The sequence below is a fragment of the Pseudomonas typographi genome, assembly GCF_014694385.1.
GTDB classification, from domain to species: Bacteria; Pseudomonadota; Gammaproteobacteria; order Pseudomonadales; family Pseudomonadaceae; genus Aquipseudomonas; species Aquipseudomonas typographi.
This window is the reverse complement of sequence record NZ_JAAOCA010000049.1, coordinates 14273-30007: the sequence shown is the minus strand read 5'-3', so window position 1 is coordinate 30007 and position 15735 is coordinate 14273. Positions and strand designations below refer to the sequence as shown.

Annotated in this window: 14 protein-coding genes; 5 read left to right on the top strand and 9 right to left on the bottom strand. The window is 63.4% G+C overall.

What is annotated here, in order from left to right:
• Window positions 1-417: 417 nt before the first annotated feature.
• Window positions 418-1335 carry an AraC family transcriptional regulator gene (locus tag HAQ05_RS25460; protein ID WP_190426376.1) on the bottom strand — a complete coding sequence of 306 codons (918 nt, stop codon included), beginning with the start codon at window positions 1333-1335 and terminating at the stop codon, window positions 418-420.
• 126 nt (window positions 1336-1461) lie between these two features.
• On the opposite strand from HAQ05_RS25460, the gene HAQ05_RS25455 reads away from it, so the two are divergent.
• Window positions 1462-2424, top strand: a complete 963-nt coding sequence (locus HAQ05_RS25455) for an SDR family NAD(P)-dependent oxidoreductase (RefSeq protein WP_190426373.1) — start codon at window positions 1462-1464, stop codon at window positions 2422-2424.
• 12 nt (window positions 2425-2436) lie between these two features.
• Here the strand turns inward: HAQ05_RS25455 and HAQ05_RS25450 are convergent, their stop codons facing one another.
• The gene (locus tag HAQ05_RS25450; RefSeq protein WP_190426371.1) at window positions 2437-2805 is read right to left on the bottom strand and encodes a MerR family transcriptional regulator; all 369 of its coding nucleotides are present in this window, start codon (window positions 2803-2805) and stop codon (window positions 2437-2439) included.
• Window positions 2806-2890: 85 nt separating this feature from the next.
• Here HAQ05_RS25450 and HAQ05_RS25445 point away from each other — a divergent pair, with 85 nt between their 5' ends.
• On the top strand, window positions 2891-3691 hold the full coding sequence (locus HAQ05_RS25445) for an alpha/beta fold hydrolase (protein WP_190426369.1): 801 nt from the start codon (window positions 2891-2893) through the stop codon (window positions 3689-3691).
• 263 nt (window positions 3692-3954) lie between these two features.
• Window positions 3955-4878, top strand: a complete 924-nt coding sequence (locus tag HAQ05_RS25440) for a LysR family transcriptional regulator (protein ID WP_190426367.1) — start codon at window positions 3955-3957, stop codon at window positions 4876-4878.
• Here the strand turns inward: HAQ05_RS25440 and HAQ05_RS25435 are convergent.
• The 5 genes from HAQ05_RS25435 to HAQ05_RS25415 form a co-directional block, all read right to left on the bottom strand.
• Complete coding sequence (locus tag HAQ05_RS25435) at window positions 4855-5571, bottom strand: SDR family oxidoreductase (protein WP_190426365.1); 717 nt, start codon at window positions 5569-5571, stop codon at window positions 4855-4857. The two genes, HAQ05_RS25440 and HAQ05_RS25435, sit on opposite strands and share 24 nt — an antisense overlap.
• 56 nt (window positions 5572-5627) lie before the next feature.
• Window positions 5628-6299 (bottom strand): peroxiredoxin-like family protein, encoded by a 672-nt coding sequence (locus tag HAQ05_RS25430; RefSeq protein ID WP_190426362.1) that lies wholly within the window; start codon window positions 6297-6299, stop codon window positions 5628-5630.
• Between the two features lie 31 nt (window positions 6300-6330).
• Window positions 6331-6894, bottom strand: a complete 564-nt coding sequence (locus HAQ05_RS25425; RefSeq protein WP_190426359.1) for a carboxymuconolactone decarboxylase family protein — start codon at window positions 6892-6894, stop codon at window positions 6331-6333.
• A gap of 183 nt (window positions 6895-7077) precedes the next feature.
• Complete coding sequence (locus HAQ05_RS25420; protein WP_190426356.1) at window positions 7078-9525, bottom strand: heavy metal translocating P-type ATPase; 2448 nt, start codon at window positions 9523-9525, stop codon at window positions 7078-7080.
• A gap of 146 nt (window positions 9526-9671) precedes the next feature.
• Entirely contained in the window at window positions 9672-10565 is an 894-nt protein-coding gene (locus HAQ05_RS25415) for a LysR family transcriptional regulator (RefSeq protein ID WP_190426352.1), read from the bottom strand.
• Window positions 10566-10673: 108 nt separating this feature from the next.
• Here HAQ05_RS25415 and HAQ05_RS25410 point away from each other — a divergent pair, with 108 nt between their 5' ends.
• A complete protein-coding gene (locus HAQ05_RS25410) occupies window positions 10674-11885 on the top strand; it encodes an MFS transporter (protein WP_190426350.1) in 1212 nt (403 codons plus the stop codon).
• 192 nt (window positions 11886-12077) lie between these two features.
• Here HAQ05_RS25410 and HAQ05_RS25405 read toward each other — a convergent pair whose 3' ends face one another.
• Window positions 12078-12986 carry an AraC family transcriptional regulator gene (locus HAQ05_RS25405; RefSeq protein WP_190426378.1) on the bottom strand — a complete coding sequence of 303 codons (909 nt, stop codon included), beginning with the start codon at window positions 12984-12986 and terminating at the stop codon, window positions 12078-12080.
• Window positions 12987-13150: 164 nt separating this feature from the next.
• On the opposite strand from HAQ05_RS25405, the gene HAQ05_RS25400 reads away from it, so the two are divergent.
• Window positions 13151-13984 carry an oxidoreductase gene (locus HAQ05_RS25400; RefSeq protein WP_190426347.1) on the top strand — a complete coding sequence of 278 codons (834 nt, stop codon included), beginning with the start codon at window positions 13151-13153 and terminating at the stop codon, window positions 13982-13984.
• A 143-nt stretch (window positions 13985-14127) separates the two neighbouring features.
• Here HAQ05_RS25400 and HAQ05_RS25395 read toward each other — a convergent pair whose 3' ends face one another.
• Window positions 14128-15711, bottom strand: a complete 1584-nt coding sequence (locus HAQ05_RS25395) for a membrane-targeted effector domain-containing toxin (protein ID WP_190426344.1) — start codon at window positions 15709-15711, stop codon at window positions 14128-14130.
• Between the last annotated feature and the right edge of the window lie 24 nt (window positions 15712-15735).

Sequence of the window (15735 nt, the reverse complement as noted above, 5' to 3'; positions counted from 1 at the left end):
GCCCAGCTGACGAATCGTTACCCCGATGCGTTTCCCCACTTTTATGTAGAGCTCGACCGCTCGGATGCGGTCTTCGTATGAATACATGAACTACCTCCAGGTAGTCCAAGATTTCCGCCGCATCCCCCCTTCGGAATGCGGTCAGGTTTTTGGACGACGCCCTCGTGTTGGCGCACAACCACGGTTGATGAACGGCCATGGATACCCCGGGGTTCGCCGCCCCGGCTAACGAACCGGCCGTGCACAGGGATAGCGAGGCGAAGTTCGCCCGCATGCCGGGCTCAAGCGCCATAAAGCTGAGCCGCCATTCGTTACATCGAAAGGCGGCTGGCACGGTCGGGCCTAGCGAAACCAGGCTCTTCGCGGGCGGTTTTTTTCTCAATCGCGCTTGGTGCTTGCGGTCATTGCGCTCGCCGATCACATAGAAGCGGCGTTTTGCCGTTTCCGGTATTCACGTGGCGAGCAGTTCATGATGCGTTTGAAGGCGTTGCTGAACGCACTGTCTGAATCGTAGCCCAGCTTCTGTGCGATGGAAGAAATCGTGACCTGGCTGTTGCGCAGCGCACGCGTTGCCAGTTGCATGCGCCAACGTAGCACATACTCCAGCGGGCTCGCGCCGGCCTTTTGCTTGAATTTCAGTGCTAGGGTTGAACGTGATACGCCAGCGACCTGGGCCAAGTCCTCGACGGTCCAACGCCGGGCCGGGGCGGCGTGGATGGCCTGAAGGACCGAGCCGAGGCGCGGGTCGGACAACGCCAAAAGCCAGCTCGGCGGGCCGCTTGCTTCCTGGGCCAGGTATATCCGCAGCACCTGCACCAGCATGATGTGGCCAAAATGCTGAACCATCAGCGAGCTGCCTGGGGAAGGCTGGGTAAGCTCATGGGCCAGCCGCTCCAGCGCCCAGCGCAATACCGATGCCTGTTCCGAGCCGTGTTTGATAACGGCCACCGCCGGCAAGGCATCGAACAGAAGGGCCGCTTCCTCACCAAAGGCGAAACGACCGCCGATCAAGAAGAACTCACCGGCATTGCCACAATGGGCAATACCGTTGACCGCATGGCGATAGACCGTTTCGCAATTCACCGCCGGCAACGCGAGATCGCTGCCTAAGGAAAAGGCCCGCTGGCGGGACAACAGAAAGCAGTCGCCCGCCTTGAGTGGGATCGGCTGCTGCTCGCCATCGACGCTCAGCTCGCAGGTGCCATGGACGACGGCATTGAATTTGATGCCCTCTGGTGGCGGAAAGTCTAGGGCCCACGGGCCGCCGGCCTTCAGCCCTGCGAAAACGGAGCTTTGGGTGCCGAGCAGGGCAAGCATCTCAGAAAGCGGGTCCATGGCTGTATTCGGACGATCTCGATAGAAAGTTGGACTTTGTTGCATTCACGATCCTGATTCTAACCCGGACAATACGCTGAATGGGTTTTGCCCGGCTTCTATCTATCTCAGGTTTCAGCACACGCCATGGCCCACAAACAGTCCCCTATTCACTCCGGTTTCGGTGCCCATACCACCGCCGCAGAGGTGCTCGAAGGTCGTGATCTGCACGGCGTCACCGCTATGGTTACCGGGGGCCATTCAGGCCTGGGGTTGGAAACGACGCGAGCGCTGGCCAGCGCGGGTGCTCACGTTATCGTCGCGGCGCGCGACCCGGGGGCCGCTCGCCCAGTGCTGGCGGGTCTGGGAAACGTCGTGGCCGATCGCCTGGACCTTGCCGATCTGGCCAGCGTGCGCGATTTCGCCGGGCGCTTCCTGGCAACGGGCCGGCACCTCGATATGCTGATCGGCAGCGCTGGCATCATGGCCTGCCCGGAAACCCGCCGGGGGCCGGGCTGGGAGGCGCAGTTCGCCACTAATCATCTCGGCCACTACGCCCTGGTGAATCTGCTTTGGCCAGCGCTCAAAGGGGGCGCCAGAGTGGTGGTGGTGTCGTCGGCCGGCCACCATCAGTCCGCTATCCGCTGGGCCGATGTGCACTTCACCCAGGGCTACGACAAGTGGTTGGCTTACGGGCAGTCGAAAACGGCCAATGCATTGTTTGCCGTCCATCTCGATCGGCTCGGCCAGCATGAAGGCGTTCGCGCTTTTTCGCTGCACCCTGGGAAGATTTTTACACCGCTACAGCGCCATATCACACAGGGCGAAATGGTTGCCGCTGGCTGGCTCGACGCCAGTGGCCAGCCCGCCGACCCGACGTTCAAAACGGCCCAGCAGGGGGCCGCGACCCAAGTATGGGCAGCGACTTCTGCGCAGTTGCAAGCCATGGGCGGTGTGTACTGCGAGGACTGTGAGATCGCCGAAATAGATGCCAGCGAGCCGCCGTCGTTTGTCGGTGTTCGGCCCTATGCCGCCGACCCCGTGCAAGCGGAACGCCTCTGGGCGCTGTCGGCCACGCTGACCGGCATTGATGTTTTCTCGCTCAAATGAAGTGCCACAATGCTATGAAAAGGGTTCGCGGTTCGCGTCTACGCCGGCTAGAAAACTGGCGACGATCTGCCGGCTTTGCCTCAGGTGGCGCAGTTTCTCGTCCAGCTTTTCGACTTCCTGGCGCAGCGCTGCCCGGACTTGCTGGCAGGGCTCGAACGCTGGGCTGTTGTCGATCATGCAGGGCAACAATACGCGGATAGCTTCGATCTTCAGGCCCGCCGCACTGAGCATGCGGATGCGCTGCGCCGCTTGGACGTGCGTGCCTTTATAGTCGCGGTAACCCGAGCCGGTACGTGCTGGTTGCAGCAAGCCTTGCTGCTCATAGTAACGCAGCATCCGCTCACTGATGCCTGTGCGCTGCGCCAGTTCTCCTATCCGCATCCCACCCCCCATAACCGCTTGACCTTCACAATGCTGTCAAACTTTAGCCTTGAACCGTCTTTAACAAAAGCAGGGGTTCTAGCGCATGGCTATGGTCGAAATTGAGGGTACACAGGTTTTCTATCGGGTCGATGGGCGCGGGCCTGGATTGGTGCTGGTGCACGGCACCGGCGGCGATGGAGAAAGCAACTGGGGGCACTTGGTTGGGCGATTGGCGGCGCACTGGACGGTGGTGCGGCCCGACTACGCCGGTTCCGGCAACACCGTCGACGATGGCCGTGGTTTGTCGGTCGAGGCCCTGGCCGCGCAGGTCGTTGCGGCTGCGCGAGCGGCCAACGTGGTGCCGTTCGACCTCGTCGGCTTCTCGCTGGGGGCCAGCGTCGCGGCCTTTATTGCGGCGCAATACCCCGACGATGTGCGGGCGGTGGTATTGCTGGCCGGTTTCGCCGCGGGCACCGACAGCCGTATGCAAATGGAATTCGGCTTATGGCGTGACCTGATCGGTACCGATCGGCGGGCGATGGCCCGGCTGTTGCTGTTGACCGGCTTCAGCCCTGACTTCTTGCGGAGCCTCAGTACCCAGCAGCTTGAGGACAACATCGAAGCCATCGTGACCGGCAACCAGTGGGAAGGCATGGGGCGCCAAGTGGAATTAGACCTGTCGTTGGATGTAAGCGAACAGGCCAAGCGCATCAACAAGCCCACCTTGGTGATGGGCTGTACCCAGGACCAGATGGTGCCGCCAGCCCATGCACGGGCGCTGGCGGCGGCGATTCCGGGCGCACGTTACGTGGAGCTCGACAGCGGCCACTTGGCGCCGTTGGAGCGGCCCGATGAGTGCCTACACCAGGTTGTCGATTTCCTACGGGCGATCGCAACCGGTTAACGGTGTTCATGCGTGGGTGTTTGATATTGAAACGGTGGTAGGCAATGGCATGAGCGGCGGATATGACATTGCCCGGCTGCGGCCGCCCGATGAAGGCGGGGCGATAAGCGTTATTCCCGCCAGCAATGCCCCCCATGGGGATATGATCTGGGCGGTGCGGGCCCGCTGTGCGGGCATGGCCGCTATGGCCGATTGGCGCCGGCGCGACAGGCCTCGGCCGGTAACACCCACTTACCACAGTGTTGATGAGGAGAGACGCCCGCATGGACCGGATGGCGGCAATGGAAACGTATGTCAGTGTGGTGGAGGCCGGGTCATTCTCTGCCGCGGCCAAGCGCCTCAAGCTGGGGCAGCCGGCCGTCTCAAAGTCGATCGCACAGCTTGAGGCGAGGCTCGGTGCGCGGCTGCTGCTGCGCTCGACGCGGGGGCTTGCGCTGACCGATGCGGGCCAGCGCTTCTACGAGCAGGCCAGGCGAGCGATCGAGGCGGTAGAATGTGCCGAGCAAGTTGTGCGTGATGCGTCTACCGGGTTATCTGGCGTGCTGCGCGTCAGCGCCGCCGTAACGTTTGCCCGCTTGCACATTCTGCCGGCACTCAAGGTGTTTCTTGACCGGCACCCCAACCTGCAAATCGATATCGTACTGGACGACCGTACAATAGATTTGCTCGAACAGGGCGTGGACGTTGCGCTGCGCATGGGCTCGCTTGACGATTCCTCTATGACTGCACGGCGTCTTTCACAAAGCCGGCGGCACGTTGTGGGCACACCGGCTTACTTTGCTCAGGCAGGCACGCCGACAGCGCCCGCGCAGCTGAGCCAGCACCAGGCTGTTGTTTATTCATTACGAGGCGGTGGTGAATCGTGGTCGTTCAGCCAGCATGGTAAGGCCGTCGCCGTGGTGGTATCCGGCCGCGTGAGCGTAAGCGCTGCCGAGGGTATTCGCACGGCGGTACTTGCGGATATGGGCCTTGCCATTGCCTCGGAGTGGATGTTCGCCCCAGAGCTTGCCAACGGCACGGTGCAGGCGGTGCTCACCGACTGGGAGCTACCGTCGATCGACCTGTGGGCGGTGTTCCCGGCCGGGCGGCTGGTGAGCGCGAAGGCGCGCGCGTTCGTCGCCTTCGTTGAGGAGGTGCTGGCCGCCCCAGCCGCGAGCGTTGGCTCAGAAGCCGAGCTTGCCGATTGATGCCCCGCCATCGACGTATAGCGTCTGGCCAGTGATGAAGGCGGCATCCTCGGACAACAGGAACGAGACGCTGGCGGCAATTTCTTCGGGCTTACCGAAGCGGCCCATCGGCACGGCACGCAGGTACCGTTGTTCTGCTTCGCTGCCCACCGGGTTGTTCTGGCGAAACAGCGCGGTTTCCGTCGGCCCTGGCGCTACGGCATTGACGGTGATGCCAGAGCCTGCCAGTTCCAGCGCCCATGAGCGGGCAAAGCTCACCAACGCGGCTTTCGCCGCTGCATAGGCGGTGCGCTGCGGCATACCCAGAATCGTCAGGCTGGAAATGTTCACCACCCGCCCCCAGCCACGCGTTCGCATACCTGGGAGCAATGCCTGAACGGCCTGTACCGCCGGATGAAGGTTCAACGCGAAAACATCATCGAGCTGGTCAAGGCCAATCTCGCCGAGGGGCTGTGGCTTGACCAGCCCAACATTGTTCACCACACCGTCAAACGCGTAGCGACCGATCAAGTCGTGTAGCACGGCGTCGGTCGCGGTGCGGTCAGCCAGATCGACACTCACCAGGTCGCCTGGAAAGTCGACGGCGTCGCGCGCAAGGCCTACGACGTGATGGCCGGCCTGCAGCAGCCGCTCGGCGAGCGCCAGGCCGATGCCTTTGCTCGCGCCTGTAATAAGAAATGTACGTGTTGCCATGGGGCGTCCTCTGAATCGGAAACCGCGCCACCCAAGGGCGCGGTAGGTGGTGAAGGTCAGGCCCTGGCCGCCGCTTTCTCAAGCACCGGAAACATTACCGATGGGTCTGGCCGGCGCGTATAGTCCGGGTTGACCTCCGAGTACAGTACGGTGCCGTCCTGGCCGATGACGTAGCGCGCCGGCATTGGCAAGGTCCAACTCGGGTCGTCGTTGAAGGCCGGCAGGTCGTTCTTCAGATTTTTGTACAGTTCGACCAGATAATCGGGCAACGCGAACCGTAGGCCAAAAGCCGCACTGGTTTGGCCGCGAGGGTCGCTCAGTACCGGGAATTTCAATTGATTGGTGCGCACCGATTTGCGGCTGTTAACGGGCGTCTGCGGCGAGATCGCGACTACATTCGCCCCGTAGCCCTGGATCTGCGGTAGCGCTTCGTTAATGGCTTGCAGTTCGATATTGCAATAGGGGCACCATACCCCGCGATAGAAGGTGAGCACCAACGGGCCCTTGGCAAGCAGCGCTGCAGACGAGACGGCGTTGCCTTCTTGATCCGTGAGGTTGAACGCCGGCGCGGCCTCGCCCGCTTTCACGGCCCGGCCCGCTTGGCCGCTTGCGATCAGCTGTGCCGTGGCGCGCTCCATGATGGGGTGAATGCTTGGCGGCGCGTAGTAGGGCGGTTTGCCCGCCCTGAAATCAGCCTTGAATGCATCGAGTGTGTCTTGCAGTGCCATGGGTAGTCTCCGAAAGGTGGCAGGCGTTGAATCAGCTTACGGCCGGCGGTTTCGTCCATTCGTTGCCACCCATGAAGGCGTCGAGTTCGGTATGCACGATGTGGTTGGTGTAGTTGCTCATCACCTTGGTGGCCACGCCAAGGATGACCTCAAGCACGTTTTGGCGGGTGTAGCCGGCTGCCAGGAAGGCATCGACCTGCGCATCGGCAACGAAACCTCGCTCGCGCACCACCAGCGTCGTGAACCGATGCAAGGCCTCAAGCTTTACATCGGGCAGCGGCGTGCCAGCACGCAACGCCGCCAGCACTTGGGCATCCATCTCGATCATTTTTGCCAGCGCGCTGTGCCCGGCCATGCAGTAGTGGCAGTTGTTCTCGAAATTCGAGGTCAGGTACACCACCTGCTGCTCGTGCGGCGTGAGCGTGCTCTTGGAGAACAGCTCCCACAATGCCGAATAGCCGGCCAGCAATGCCGGGGATTCAGCCATGTGCGCCTGCAGGTTAGGCACGAAGCCAAAGGCGCGCTGGGTGGCTACGAGGTCTGGCCTGGAGGCGGCCGGTGCGTTGTCGGCGGTGTAAGTTTGAAAGGTACTCATCGTGTGCTCCCGTGTGGTTGGCGATGAGCAAAGGATGAGCGGCAAACCCGGGGCGAAGAAGGCAGGTGCCCTCGATAACAGTCATTCCTGGCAGGCATGAAGCGTGGTGCGCGCCCCTATGGCCGCTTTGTACGTTGGCAACACAGCCGGCCGGCGGCGACCGGCTTGCTTGGTAAAGCCGAGCTAACCGTTGGCTTGCCGCCCGATTGGCTGGCGCGAATGGCCGCGCAACCGCAGTGCATTGCCGACCACCGACGCTGAGCTCAGGCTCATGGCCAGCGCGGCGAACATGGGCGAGAGCAACCAGCCGGTCAGCGGGTACAGTAGGCCGGCGGCCAAGGGCACGCCCAGGCCGTTGTACACCAGCGCGAACCACAGGTTCTGCTTCATGTTGGCCACGGTGGCCTGCGACAGGTCGCGGGCGATCGCGATGCCCCGCAGGTCGCCCTTGACCAGGGTCACGTGGGCGTTGTTCATTGCCACGTCTGTGCCAGTGCCCATGGCGATGCCGACGTCCGCGCGGGCCAGCGCCGGCGCATCGTTGATACCGTCACCGGCCATCGCTACCACACGGCCTTGCTGTTGCAGCCGTGCCACCAGCGCCAGTTTGTCTTGGGGCTGAACCTCGCCATGCACCTCGTCGATGCCCAGCGTTGCCGCCACCGCCCTGGCCGTGGTCGCGCCGTCGCCGGTGGCCATGACGATGCGGATGTTAGCCGCGTGCAGTGTTTGCAGTGCTTGCAGCGTGCTCGCCTTGACCGGGTCGGAGACCGCCAGCAACCCCGCCAAAGCGCCATCCACGCCCAGGTACATAACGCTGGCGCCTTGCTGGCGCAACGCCTCGGCCTGCGCCGCCAGTGGATCTGCGGCCACGCCCACTTGCGCCATCAGCACCGTGTTGCCTAGCGCCAGTTGCCGGCCGGCGACGCGGCCACGCACGCCGATACCCGAGCCGGCGTCGAACGCCTCCACCGCCTGCAGCGCGATGCCGCGTTCGTGTGCTTCACGAACAATGGCCTCGGCCAGTGGATGCTCGCTGCCCTGGTCGAGGCTGGCGGCTAATCGCAACACCTCGCTGGCATCGAAGCCGTGGGCTGGCACTGCGCGGTCAAAGGCTGGGCGCCCCTCGGTAAGGGTGCCGGTTTTGTCGACGATCAGCGTGTCCACCTTGCCCAGGTTCTCGATGGCCGCTGCGTCACGAAAGAGGATGCCCTGGGTCGCCGCGCGCCCGGTCGCCACCATGATCGACATCGGGGTGGCCAACCCCAACGCGCAGGGGCAGGCGATGATCAGTACCGACACTGCATTGACCAAGCCGAACACCCAGCCCTGCTCGGGCTTGAAGAGGCCCCAGGCGAAGAATGCCAGCGCCGCAATGCCCACCACCAAGACCACGAACCACCTCGCCACGCCGTCGGCCATGCGCTGCAGCGGCGCCTTGGAGCGCTGCGCCTGGGCGACCATCTGCACGATCTGCGAGAGTACGCTGCCGGTACCGACGCGCTCGCAGCGCATCAGCAATGCGCCGTGGGTGTTGAGCGTGGCGCCGATCAGCTTGTCGCCCGAATGCTTGGCCACCGGCATAGGCTCGCCGGTCAGCATCGATTCATCGACTAAACTGCCGCCTTCAAGTACCACGCCGTCGGCGGGAACCTTCTCACCGGGGCGGACGCGCAGCCGGTCGCCCACCTGCATATCGGCCAGCGCAATATCTTCCTCGGTACCGTCTTGCCGTACGCGCCGCGCGGTCTTCGGCGAGAGGCCGAGCAACGACTGGATCGCTGTCGAGGTTTGCGCGCGTGCGCGCAGTTCGAGTATCTGCCCCAACAGCGTCAGCGAGATGATTACCGCGGCTGCCTCGAAGTAAACGTTGGCACGGCCCATCGAGACGAAGGCGCTGGGGAACAGCCCTGGCGCCACCGTGGCGACCACGCTGTAAACGAAGGCCGCGCCGGTGCCCAGGCTGATCAGCGTCCACATGTTGGGGCTGCGGTTGGCCAGCGACTGCCCGCCGCGCTGGAAGAAAGGCCAGCCGGCCCAGAGCACAACGGGCACCGTCAGGGCCAACTCGACCCAGCTTTGGGCGCCCATGCCCATCAGGTGCCACCGGTGACCGAACATGGCCAACAGCAGCACAACCACCGACAGCGGAAGCGACCACCAGAAACGCCGGGTAAAGTCCTTCAGCTCTGGGTTGTCGCCTGCTTCCAGGCTCGGGAGCTCCGGCTCCAATGCCATGCCGCACTTGGGGCAGTTACCCGGTCGAGCCTGGCGGATCTCAGGATGCATCGGGCAGGTGTAGAAGGTGCCGCCCGGCGCAGGCTTGGCATGGGCATGCTCCGGCGGCGCAGAGGGCGCAGAGGGCGCAGAAGGGGTGGCCTGCGCACTGCCAACATAGCGGCCGGGGTCAGCATCGAATTTGGCTTTGCATCCCGCGCTGCAAAATCCATAGGCCGTCCCGGCAAAGGTGGTGTGGTGGGCGGGGGGTACCGCGACGTCCATACCACAAACAGGGTCTTTTGTAGGGGGTGGTTTGCCAGGCGTGCTGGCAGAGTCGTGAGCGGCGGCAATGTCCGCCGTGGGTGCTTGGCCGGGAACCTGTGGCCCGCGGCCGTGCTTGGGTGAGTGCATAAACGTTCCATAGGCCGTGGTGGCAGGTTATCAGGCGTTCGTCGAAGCCGGGAGCCGATGGCCCATGACGATAGCCCCGGCGTCTATTTTACGCGCGGCTTCGATGATGGCGGATGGCGCCACTGGCCCGCCCGGCGTAACGCTGGCTATGGCCTTTCAGCAAAAAGCGCCTCGGCCATGAAGTCGATGAAAACGCGCAGCCTCGGCGCCAGGTGCTTGCTGGAAGGCCAAAGCAGGCGAAAGGTGCCTTGGTACTCGATATACGTATCCAGCACGGTGGCCAGTTCGCCCCGGCCGATGGCCTCGCGCACCATGAAGTCTGGCAGGCAGGCGATGCCTAGGCCGTCCCTGGCAACGTCCATCAGCGCCTCGGTGGTGTTGCACACCATGGTCGCGGGGACCGCCAACGGCATGGTGCCTTCCGCGTGTTTTAGCGGCCAGGTTTCAAGCTTCCCCGTGCTGGGGAATTTGTGCTGAAGGCAGGCGTGGCGCAACAGGTCGGCAGGGTGCCGAGGCGTGCCCTGGCGGTATAAATACCCAGGCGCGGCTACCAGCAGCAATCGGTATGTGCCGAGCAGGCGAGACATCAGGCGCGAGTCCGTGGGCTCGCCGGTGCGCACCACCGCATCGAAACCTTCTTCGATAACGTCCACCAAGCGGTCCGAGAAGTCCACATCCAGTTCGATGGCCGGGTAACGGTGCATAAAGGCCGTGAGCGCCGGCATGACCAACCTGCCAACCAAAGGCAGGCTGATGCGCAAGCGCCCTTGCGGGGCCTTCCGGGTTTCGGCCAGTTCCAGTTCGGCCGCCTCGACTTCGCACAGAATGCGCCGGCACCGCTCCAGGAACAGCGCCCCCTCGGCGGTCAATGTGATGCTGCGGGTGCTGCGGTGAAGCAGGCGTACCCCAAGGCGTTCTTCAAGCCGCGCGACGCTTTTGCCCACGGCCGACGACGATACCCCAAGCTGGCGGCCGGCCTCGGAAAAACTGCGGGTTTCCGCAGCCTGTACAAAGAACGTAATACCGCCAAGCGATTCCATCGCGGCTCCCAGTTGCGACTATGTGTCCGATATGTTGTGAACATTAGCATTATTGTCTTGCATAGCCGTGCCACCGAAGATGGCCGCTTGTATTAACAAGGCGAAACCATGGCACATTCCACAGCAACCGATACCCTCGACGGTGGCCGCGCAGGTCAAGCCTCGGCGCCTCTGCCCATCGCTTCGCTATTGGCCTTGGCCCTGGCGGGGTTTGTCACGATCCTCACCGAAGCGCTGCCGGCCGGTTTGCTGGCGCAGATCAGCGCCGGAATGGGGGTTTCGCAGGCGCTGGCCGGGCAATGGGTAACCGTCTATGCCGTCGGTTCGCTGGTCGCGGCCATTCCCTTGACCGCCGCCACCCAAGGCGCACGGCGCCGGCCGCTGCTGCTGGCGGCGATCGGCGGCTTCGTGGTTGCCAACACCGCCACGACCTTTTCTACCCACTATGGCTTGACGATGTTCGCCCGGTTCCTGGCCGGCGTTTCGGCGGGGCTGCTCTGGGCGCTGTTGGCCGGCTATGCCGCGCGCATGGTACCGGAGCAGCAAAAGGGCCGGGCCATCGCCATTGCAATGGTCGGTACACCGCTGGCGCTGTCACTTGGCGTGCCAGCCGGCACATGGCTGGGCAGCGTAGTGGGCTGGCGTACGTGCTTCGGCATCATGAGCCTGCTGGCGCTGGCCCTGATGGCGTGGGTGCGGGCCAAGGTCCCTGACTTCGCCGGCCAAACCGCCGGCGGGCGGCTGCCGTTGGTGCAGGTTATTACCCTGCCGGGCATCCGCCCGGTGCTACTGGCAGTGTTCGCCTTCGTCCTAGCGCACAACATCCTCTATACCTACATCGCGCCATTCCTGACCACGGCTGGCATGGCTGAGCGGACCGACCTGGTGCTGTTGGTGTTCGGTGTCACGTCACTGCTGGGGATCTGGGTGATCGGGGTATTGATCGACCGCCATCTGCGCGCGCTGACCCTCGCCAGCACGGCCCTGTTCGGCCTTGCGGCGCTGGTGCTGGGCGTGTTGGGTGATGAGCCGGCTGCGGTTTATGGGGCCGTGGCAGCCTGGGGCCTGGCCTTCGGTGGCGCGGCGACGCTGTTTCAAACCGCGCTAGCCAAGGCCGCTGGAGAGGCTGCGGATGTTGCGCAATCCATGCTGGTCACGGCCTGGAACGCGGCCATCGCGGGGGGTGGCCTCCTCGGCGGCGTGCTGTTAGCCCGCCTCGGTGCCGGTGCGTTCTGCCCGGCATTGTTGCTGCTATTGCTAGGGACGCTTGTGGTGGTTTGGCGTGCGAGGGGGCGGGGGTTTCCAGCGGTCGGGAGGTAAAGCCCGCGGGTGTGGTGATGCTTCGGCAGTTGGCTGCGTAATGTTCAAGGGCTTTTGGTAACGGGCCGCGTCGCCCCGGCGCGGCGCAGGCTGTTCTCGCGTTCCTGTGGCCGCGGTTCGCGCCCGCCGTGGGAGCAAGCGATTTGAACCGGTGTCGCTGCGTCACCTTGGCGGTTTTGGGCCATCGTATCGCTAATGGGAAGAAACGTAGCCTGCCGCCGAATGGGCCGGCGGCACCGCGAAGTGCTCTCGCATGCGCCGGGTCTCTTCCGCGGGGGGGCGGCCGAACAGGCGCTTGAACTCACGGCTGAACTGCGATGGGCTTTCATAGCCTACCGCTTGGCTGGCGCTTGCGGCCGTCATGCCTTGGCGCACCATCAACAGCCTCGCTTGGTGCAGCCGCGTCGATTTCACGTATTGCATAGGCGAGGTACTGGTAATGGCTTTGAAATGGTGATGGAAGGTTGGCACGCTCATACCCGCTTCGTCGGCCAATTGCGTGAGGTCCAGCGGTTGCGCATAGGTGGCATGAATACGGCGCAGTGCCTTGCCAATCTTTCCGAAATGCCCCTGCATTGCCAAGGCGGCACGCAAGGCGTTGCCCTGGGCGCCGGTGAGCACGCGGAAATACACTTCACGGACCCGCGCTGGCCCCAGTATCGAAGCGTCGATCGGCTCGGCCATTGCCTCGAGCAAACGCAGTACAGACGCCGCCAGCGCGGTATCCATTGGGCTGGACATCATGCTTTGCGCAGCCGCTGGCGTGGGGCTGCCCTGGCGGTCGATCTGCATCGCCAAGTCCGCTGCCACTGGCAGGTCCAGGTGCATATAGATGGCCAGCAGCGGGCGCTCTGGCGATGCGTCGGTTTCCATCACGAAGGGCACCGGGACAGAAACGGCAAGGTAATGCTGCTCGTCATACTGGTAAACCTGGCTTGCGAAATAGCCGCGCTTGCACCCCTGGCACACGATGACGATGCCGGGGTCGTACAACACGGGCGTGCGCGATAACGGGCGATCCGAGCGCAGGATGCGCACGCCCGGTAATGTCGTCAGGTTGTAGCCTTCTTGGGGCGCCAGGGTCGAAAGCAAGCCCAGCATGCGTTCGCGATCCGGCTCCATGCTTGGGGGTATCGGACCTGTTTGCTTCATAAAAATACCCGCCAACCCATAGGAATAGGCAATAAAACTAAAAGATATGGCCTAAAAGGTAGCCGCCTAGGCGAATAGTATGCACGTGTCTTTTATCCATGAGAGGGTATTGCATGTCATCTTCCAAGGTTCTATTTATCACAGGCGTCAGCAGCGGCTTTGGCCGTGCGCTCGCGCAAGAGGCACTGGCCGCTGGTCATCGTGTGGTCGGTACAGTGCGCAGCACCGAGGCCAAGCAAGCGTTTGAGGCACTCGACGGTGCCCGAGCCTTCGGGCGTATCCTTGATGTAACGAACGTCGACGCGATTGGTGGCGTGATCGCCGAGGTAGAAGCTAGCGTCGGGCCGCTGGACGTACTGGTCAATAATGCCGGCTACGGTCACGAAGGCGTGATGGAAGAGTCGCCGCTGGGCGACATGCGCCGGCAGTTCGATGTGAACGTGTTCGGCGCGGTGGCCATGATGAAGGCGGTGCTGCCCTATATGCGGGGGCGCCGCCGCGGCCATATTCTCAACATCACATCCATGGGGGGGTTCATCACCATGCCGGGTATCGCCTACTACTGCGGCAGCAAGTTCGCCCTGGAAGGCATTTCTGAAGTTGTGGGCAAAGAAGTCAAACCTTTGGGTATCGCCGTCACGGCGGTGGCGCCTGGCTCGTTCCGCACCGACTGGGCGGGCCGCTCCATGGTCCGGACAGATCGGTCCATTGCCGACTACGATGCCCTGTTTGACCCGATCCGTAAGGCCCGCGAAGAGCGGAGCGGTAAGCAACCTGGCGACCCGGTGAAGGCCGCCCGCGCCATGTTGGCCGTGATCGACAGCGACACGCCACCGGCCCACTTGCTGTTGGGCAGCGATGCACTGGGCCTGGTACGTGACCGGCTAAAAGCGCTTACAGCCGAGATCGACACCTGGGAAGCCGTAACCCGTTCTACGGATGGCTGACCGCCGCTACAGTGCTCAGTAGCAGGCCAATGCGACCGCCGGCCGCCCACCGGCAGCGTATTATCCTGGCGGGAAACCTAATCCTAATAAAGAGTGCGCTGCCGGCGGCGACGCCGCACGCGCTATCGCCCCTGTAGGCGTGGCTAGTGGGCATGCATCCCCATCAGTTGCAGGGCTTGGGCGAGGTCTTCCATGCGGTCGAAGCGGCGCCCGCTGACGGCGGGCAGCGCTGGGGTCTGCACGTAGATCTGCTTACCGTCGAGGTAAATGTGCGTTTGTGTGAGCGCGCCCTCCAAGTCGCGAAAGGTAAGGGCGGCGCCGGCACCATGCTCACGCAGCGAAAAATCGCCAGGTTCGGCAAGCCGCTGTTCGTCCAGCGCAGGCAAGCGCAGTGTTGCGCCCGCAGGTGGGGGCACTGCGGTGCGTAGGCGTAAATCGCTGCGCAGGGTGGCTTGCCGGCGCGTGCTCTTTACCGGCATGGTAATGCCTGGGTCTGGGGCGAAGCCTGTGGGGGTGCCGGGCGCAACGTCTTCGGCGCGGATACTCAGTACCGCTTCGAGGTCCGCCAGCCCTGGCACGCCCAAGTACGTGTCGGTATGGCTGTTGCCTACCAGGGCGAGCCAGCGATGCGCGCCTTCAGCGCTTTGGTCGGCGGTGATCACCTCGTGGCTGAAGTAATTCATGATTTGCTGGCGGGCCGTTCCCCGGTGGTCGACCAAGCCTTCGAGGCGGTAGCTTGCCAGGCAATCGATCGCGCGGATGCGCAGCCCTTCGGCATTGGCCGTTTGCACCAGTGTGAGAAATGTGTAGCGCCCGCTCGGGTCGGTGGCATGGCCGTGGTCCAGCAACTGCAGGTATTTGCGCAAGGGGTCGGGCATCTTCCCTGTGTGGGCGAAAACGTCCAGGTCGGCCTGATGAAAATCAGTCAGCAGGTGCTCCAGGTAAAGGGTACGAACGCGTGCCTTGGCCAACTGCGGCATGTTGGCGATCAGGAAGTGTTTGCTACCGGCGTCGGCGTGGGCTTCACCTATGATCACGCCATTACTGTGCTCGTAGAGCGCATCGATGATGGTCCGGGGCGGTGCCTCTTTGGTAAGGCTGGGCGCGGCGGGGCGTTGCGGTAGCGCCTCAAGGTTTCGGTAAAAGGCCCGGCTATCGGCATAGAGGCGGTCGCGCAGCGCCTCGAAGCGCTGTGCCGGTGACGGGCCCGGGCCCGCCCTCAAATCGACGTAATCGGGGTCCAGCGCTTTGCTGCCAGGGTTGAGGACCGCCTCGGCAAGTTGTTTCTGCAGGTCTGCAGGGGCGTCATAGGGGGTAGGCGCTGCCGCTGGCAGCTTCGCGCTGCGCCTGCCCACCCAGGGGAATTTGCCCAGCACCTTGCCGCCGCCCCTAAGGCCCGGGCGCGGCGCCAATTCCCATTCGCCGGCTGCGTTCAACCTTACCGGCACGCTCTGATAGAAAGAAAACGGGTTTTCCGGGTCTATGATCACCCAACTCTTGAGTGCTTCGGTATAACGCACCGCATAGGAAAACCCGCCCATTTGAATGTAGGTGCGGCCGTTTTCGGTCATGTATACCTGGCGTAAAAGGCCGCTTTGCTGTGGGGTATAGGCCCCCAGCACCACGTTGCTTTCGAAGGTTTCCAACAGCGCCTGGTGGGTGGCCGGGTACTGCCGCCCTGGGGTTAACTCGGGCAAGGTTTGGGTGGGTTCTGCGGCCAGCTCCACCGGGGTTATGGCCTCGGCCAGAGG

Coding starts and splice junctions, on each gene's coding strand:
- HAQ05_RS25460 (WP_190426376.1), bottom strand. CDS start 1,335: ATGGACCCGCTTTCTGAGATGCTTGCCCTGCTCGGCACCCAAAGCTCC.
- HAQ05_RS25455 (WP_190426373.1), top strand. CDS start 1,462: ATGGCCCACAAACAGTCCCCTATTCACTCCGGTTTCGGTGCCCATACC.
- HAQ05_RS25450 (WP_190426371.1), bottom strand. CDS start 2,805: ATGCGGATAGGAGAACTGGCGCAGCGCACAGGCATCAGTGAGCGGATG.
- HAQ05_RS25445 (WP_190426369.1), top strand. CDS start 2,891: ATGGCTATGGTCGAAATTGAGGGTACACAGGTTTTCTATCGGGTCGAT.
- HAQ05_RS25440 (WP_190426367.1), top strand. CDS start 3,955: ATGGACCGGATGGCGGCAATGGAAACGTATGTCAGTGTGGTGGAGGCC.
- HAQ05_RS25435 (WP_190426365.1), bottom strand. CDS start 5,571: ATGGCAACACGTACATTTCTTATTACAGGCGCGAGCAAAGGCATCGGC.
- HAQ05_RS25430 (WP_190426362.1), bottom strand. CDS start 6,299: ATGGCACTGCAAGACACACTCGATGCATTCAAGGCTGATTTCAGGGCG.
- HAQ05_RS25425 (WP_190426359.1), bottom strand. CDS start 6,894: ATGAGTACCTTTCAAACTTACACCGCCGACAACGCACCGGCCGCCTCC.
- HAQ05_RS25420 (WP_190426356.1), bottom strand. CDS start 9,525: ATGCACTCACCCAAGCACGGCCGCGGGCCACAGGTTCCCGGCCAAGCA.
- HAQ05_RS25415 (WP_190426352.1), bottom strand. CDS start 10,565: ATGGAATCGCTTGGCGGTATTACGTTCTTTGTACAGGCTGCGGAAACC.
- HAQ05_RS25410 (WP_190426350.1), top strand. CDS start 10,674: ATGGCACATTCCACAGCAACCGATACCCTCGACGGTGGCCGCGCAGGT.
- HAQ05_RS25405 (WP_190426378.1), bottom strand. CDS start 12,986: ATGCTGGGCTTGCTTTCGACCCTGGCGCCCCAAGAAGGCTACAACCTG.
- HAQ05_RS25400 (WP_190426347.1), top strand. CDS start 13,151: ATGTCATCTTCCAAGGTTCTATTTATCACAGGCGTCAGCAGCGGCTTT.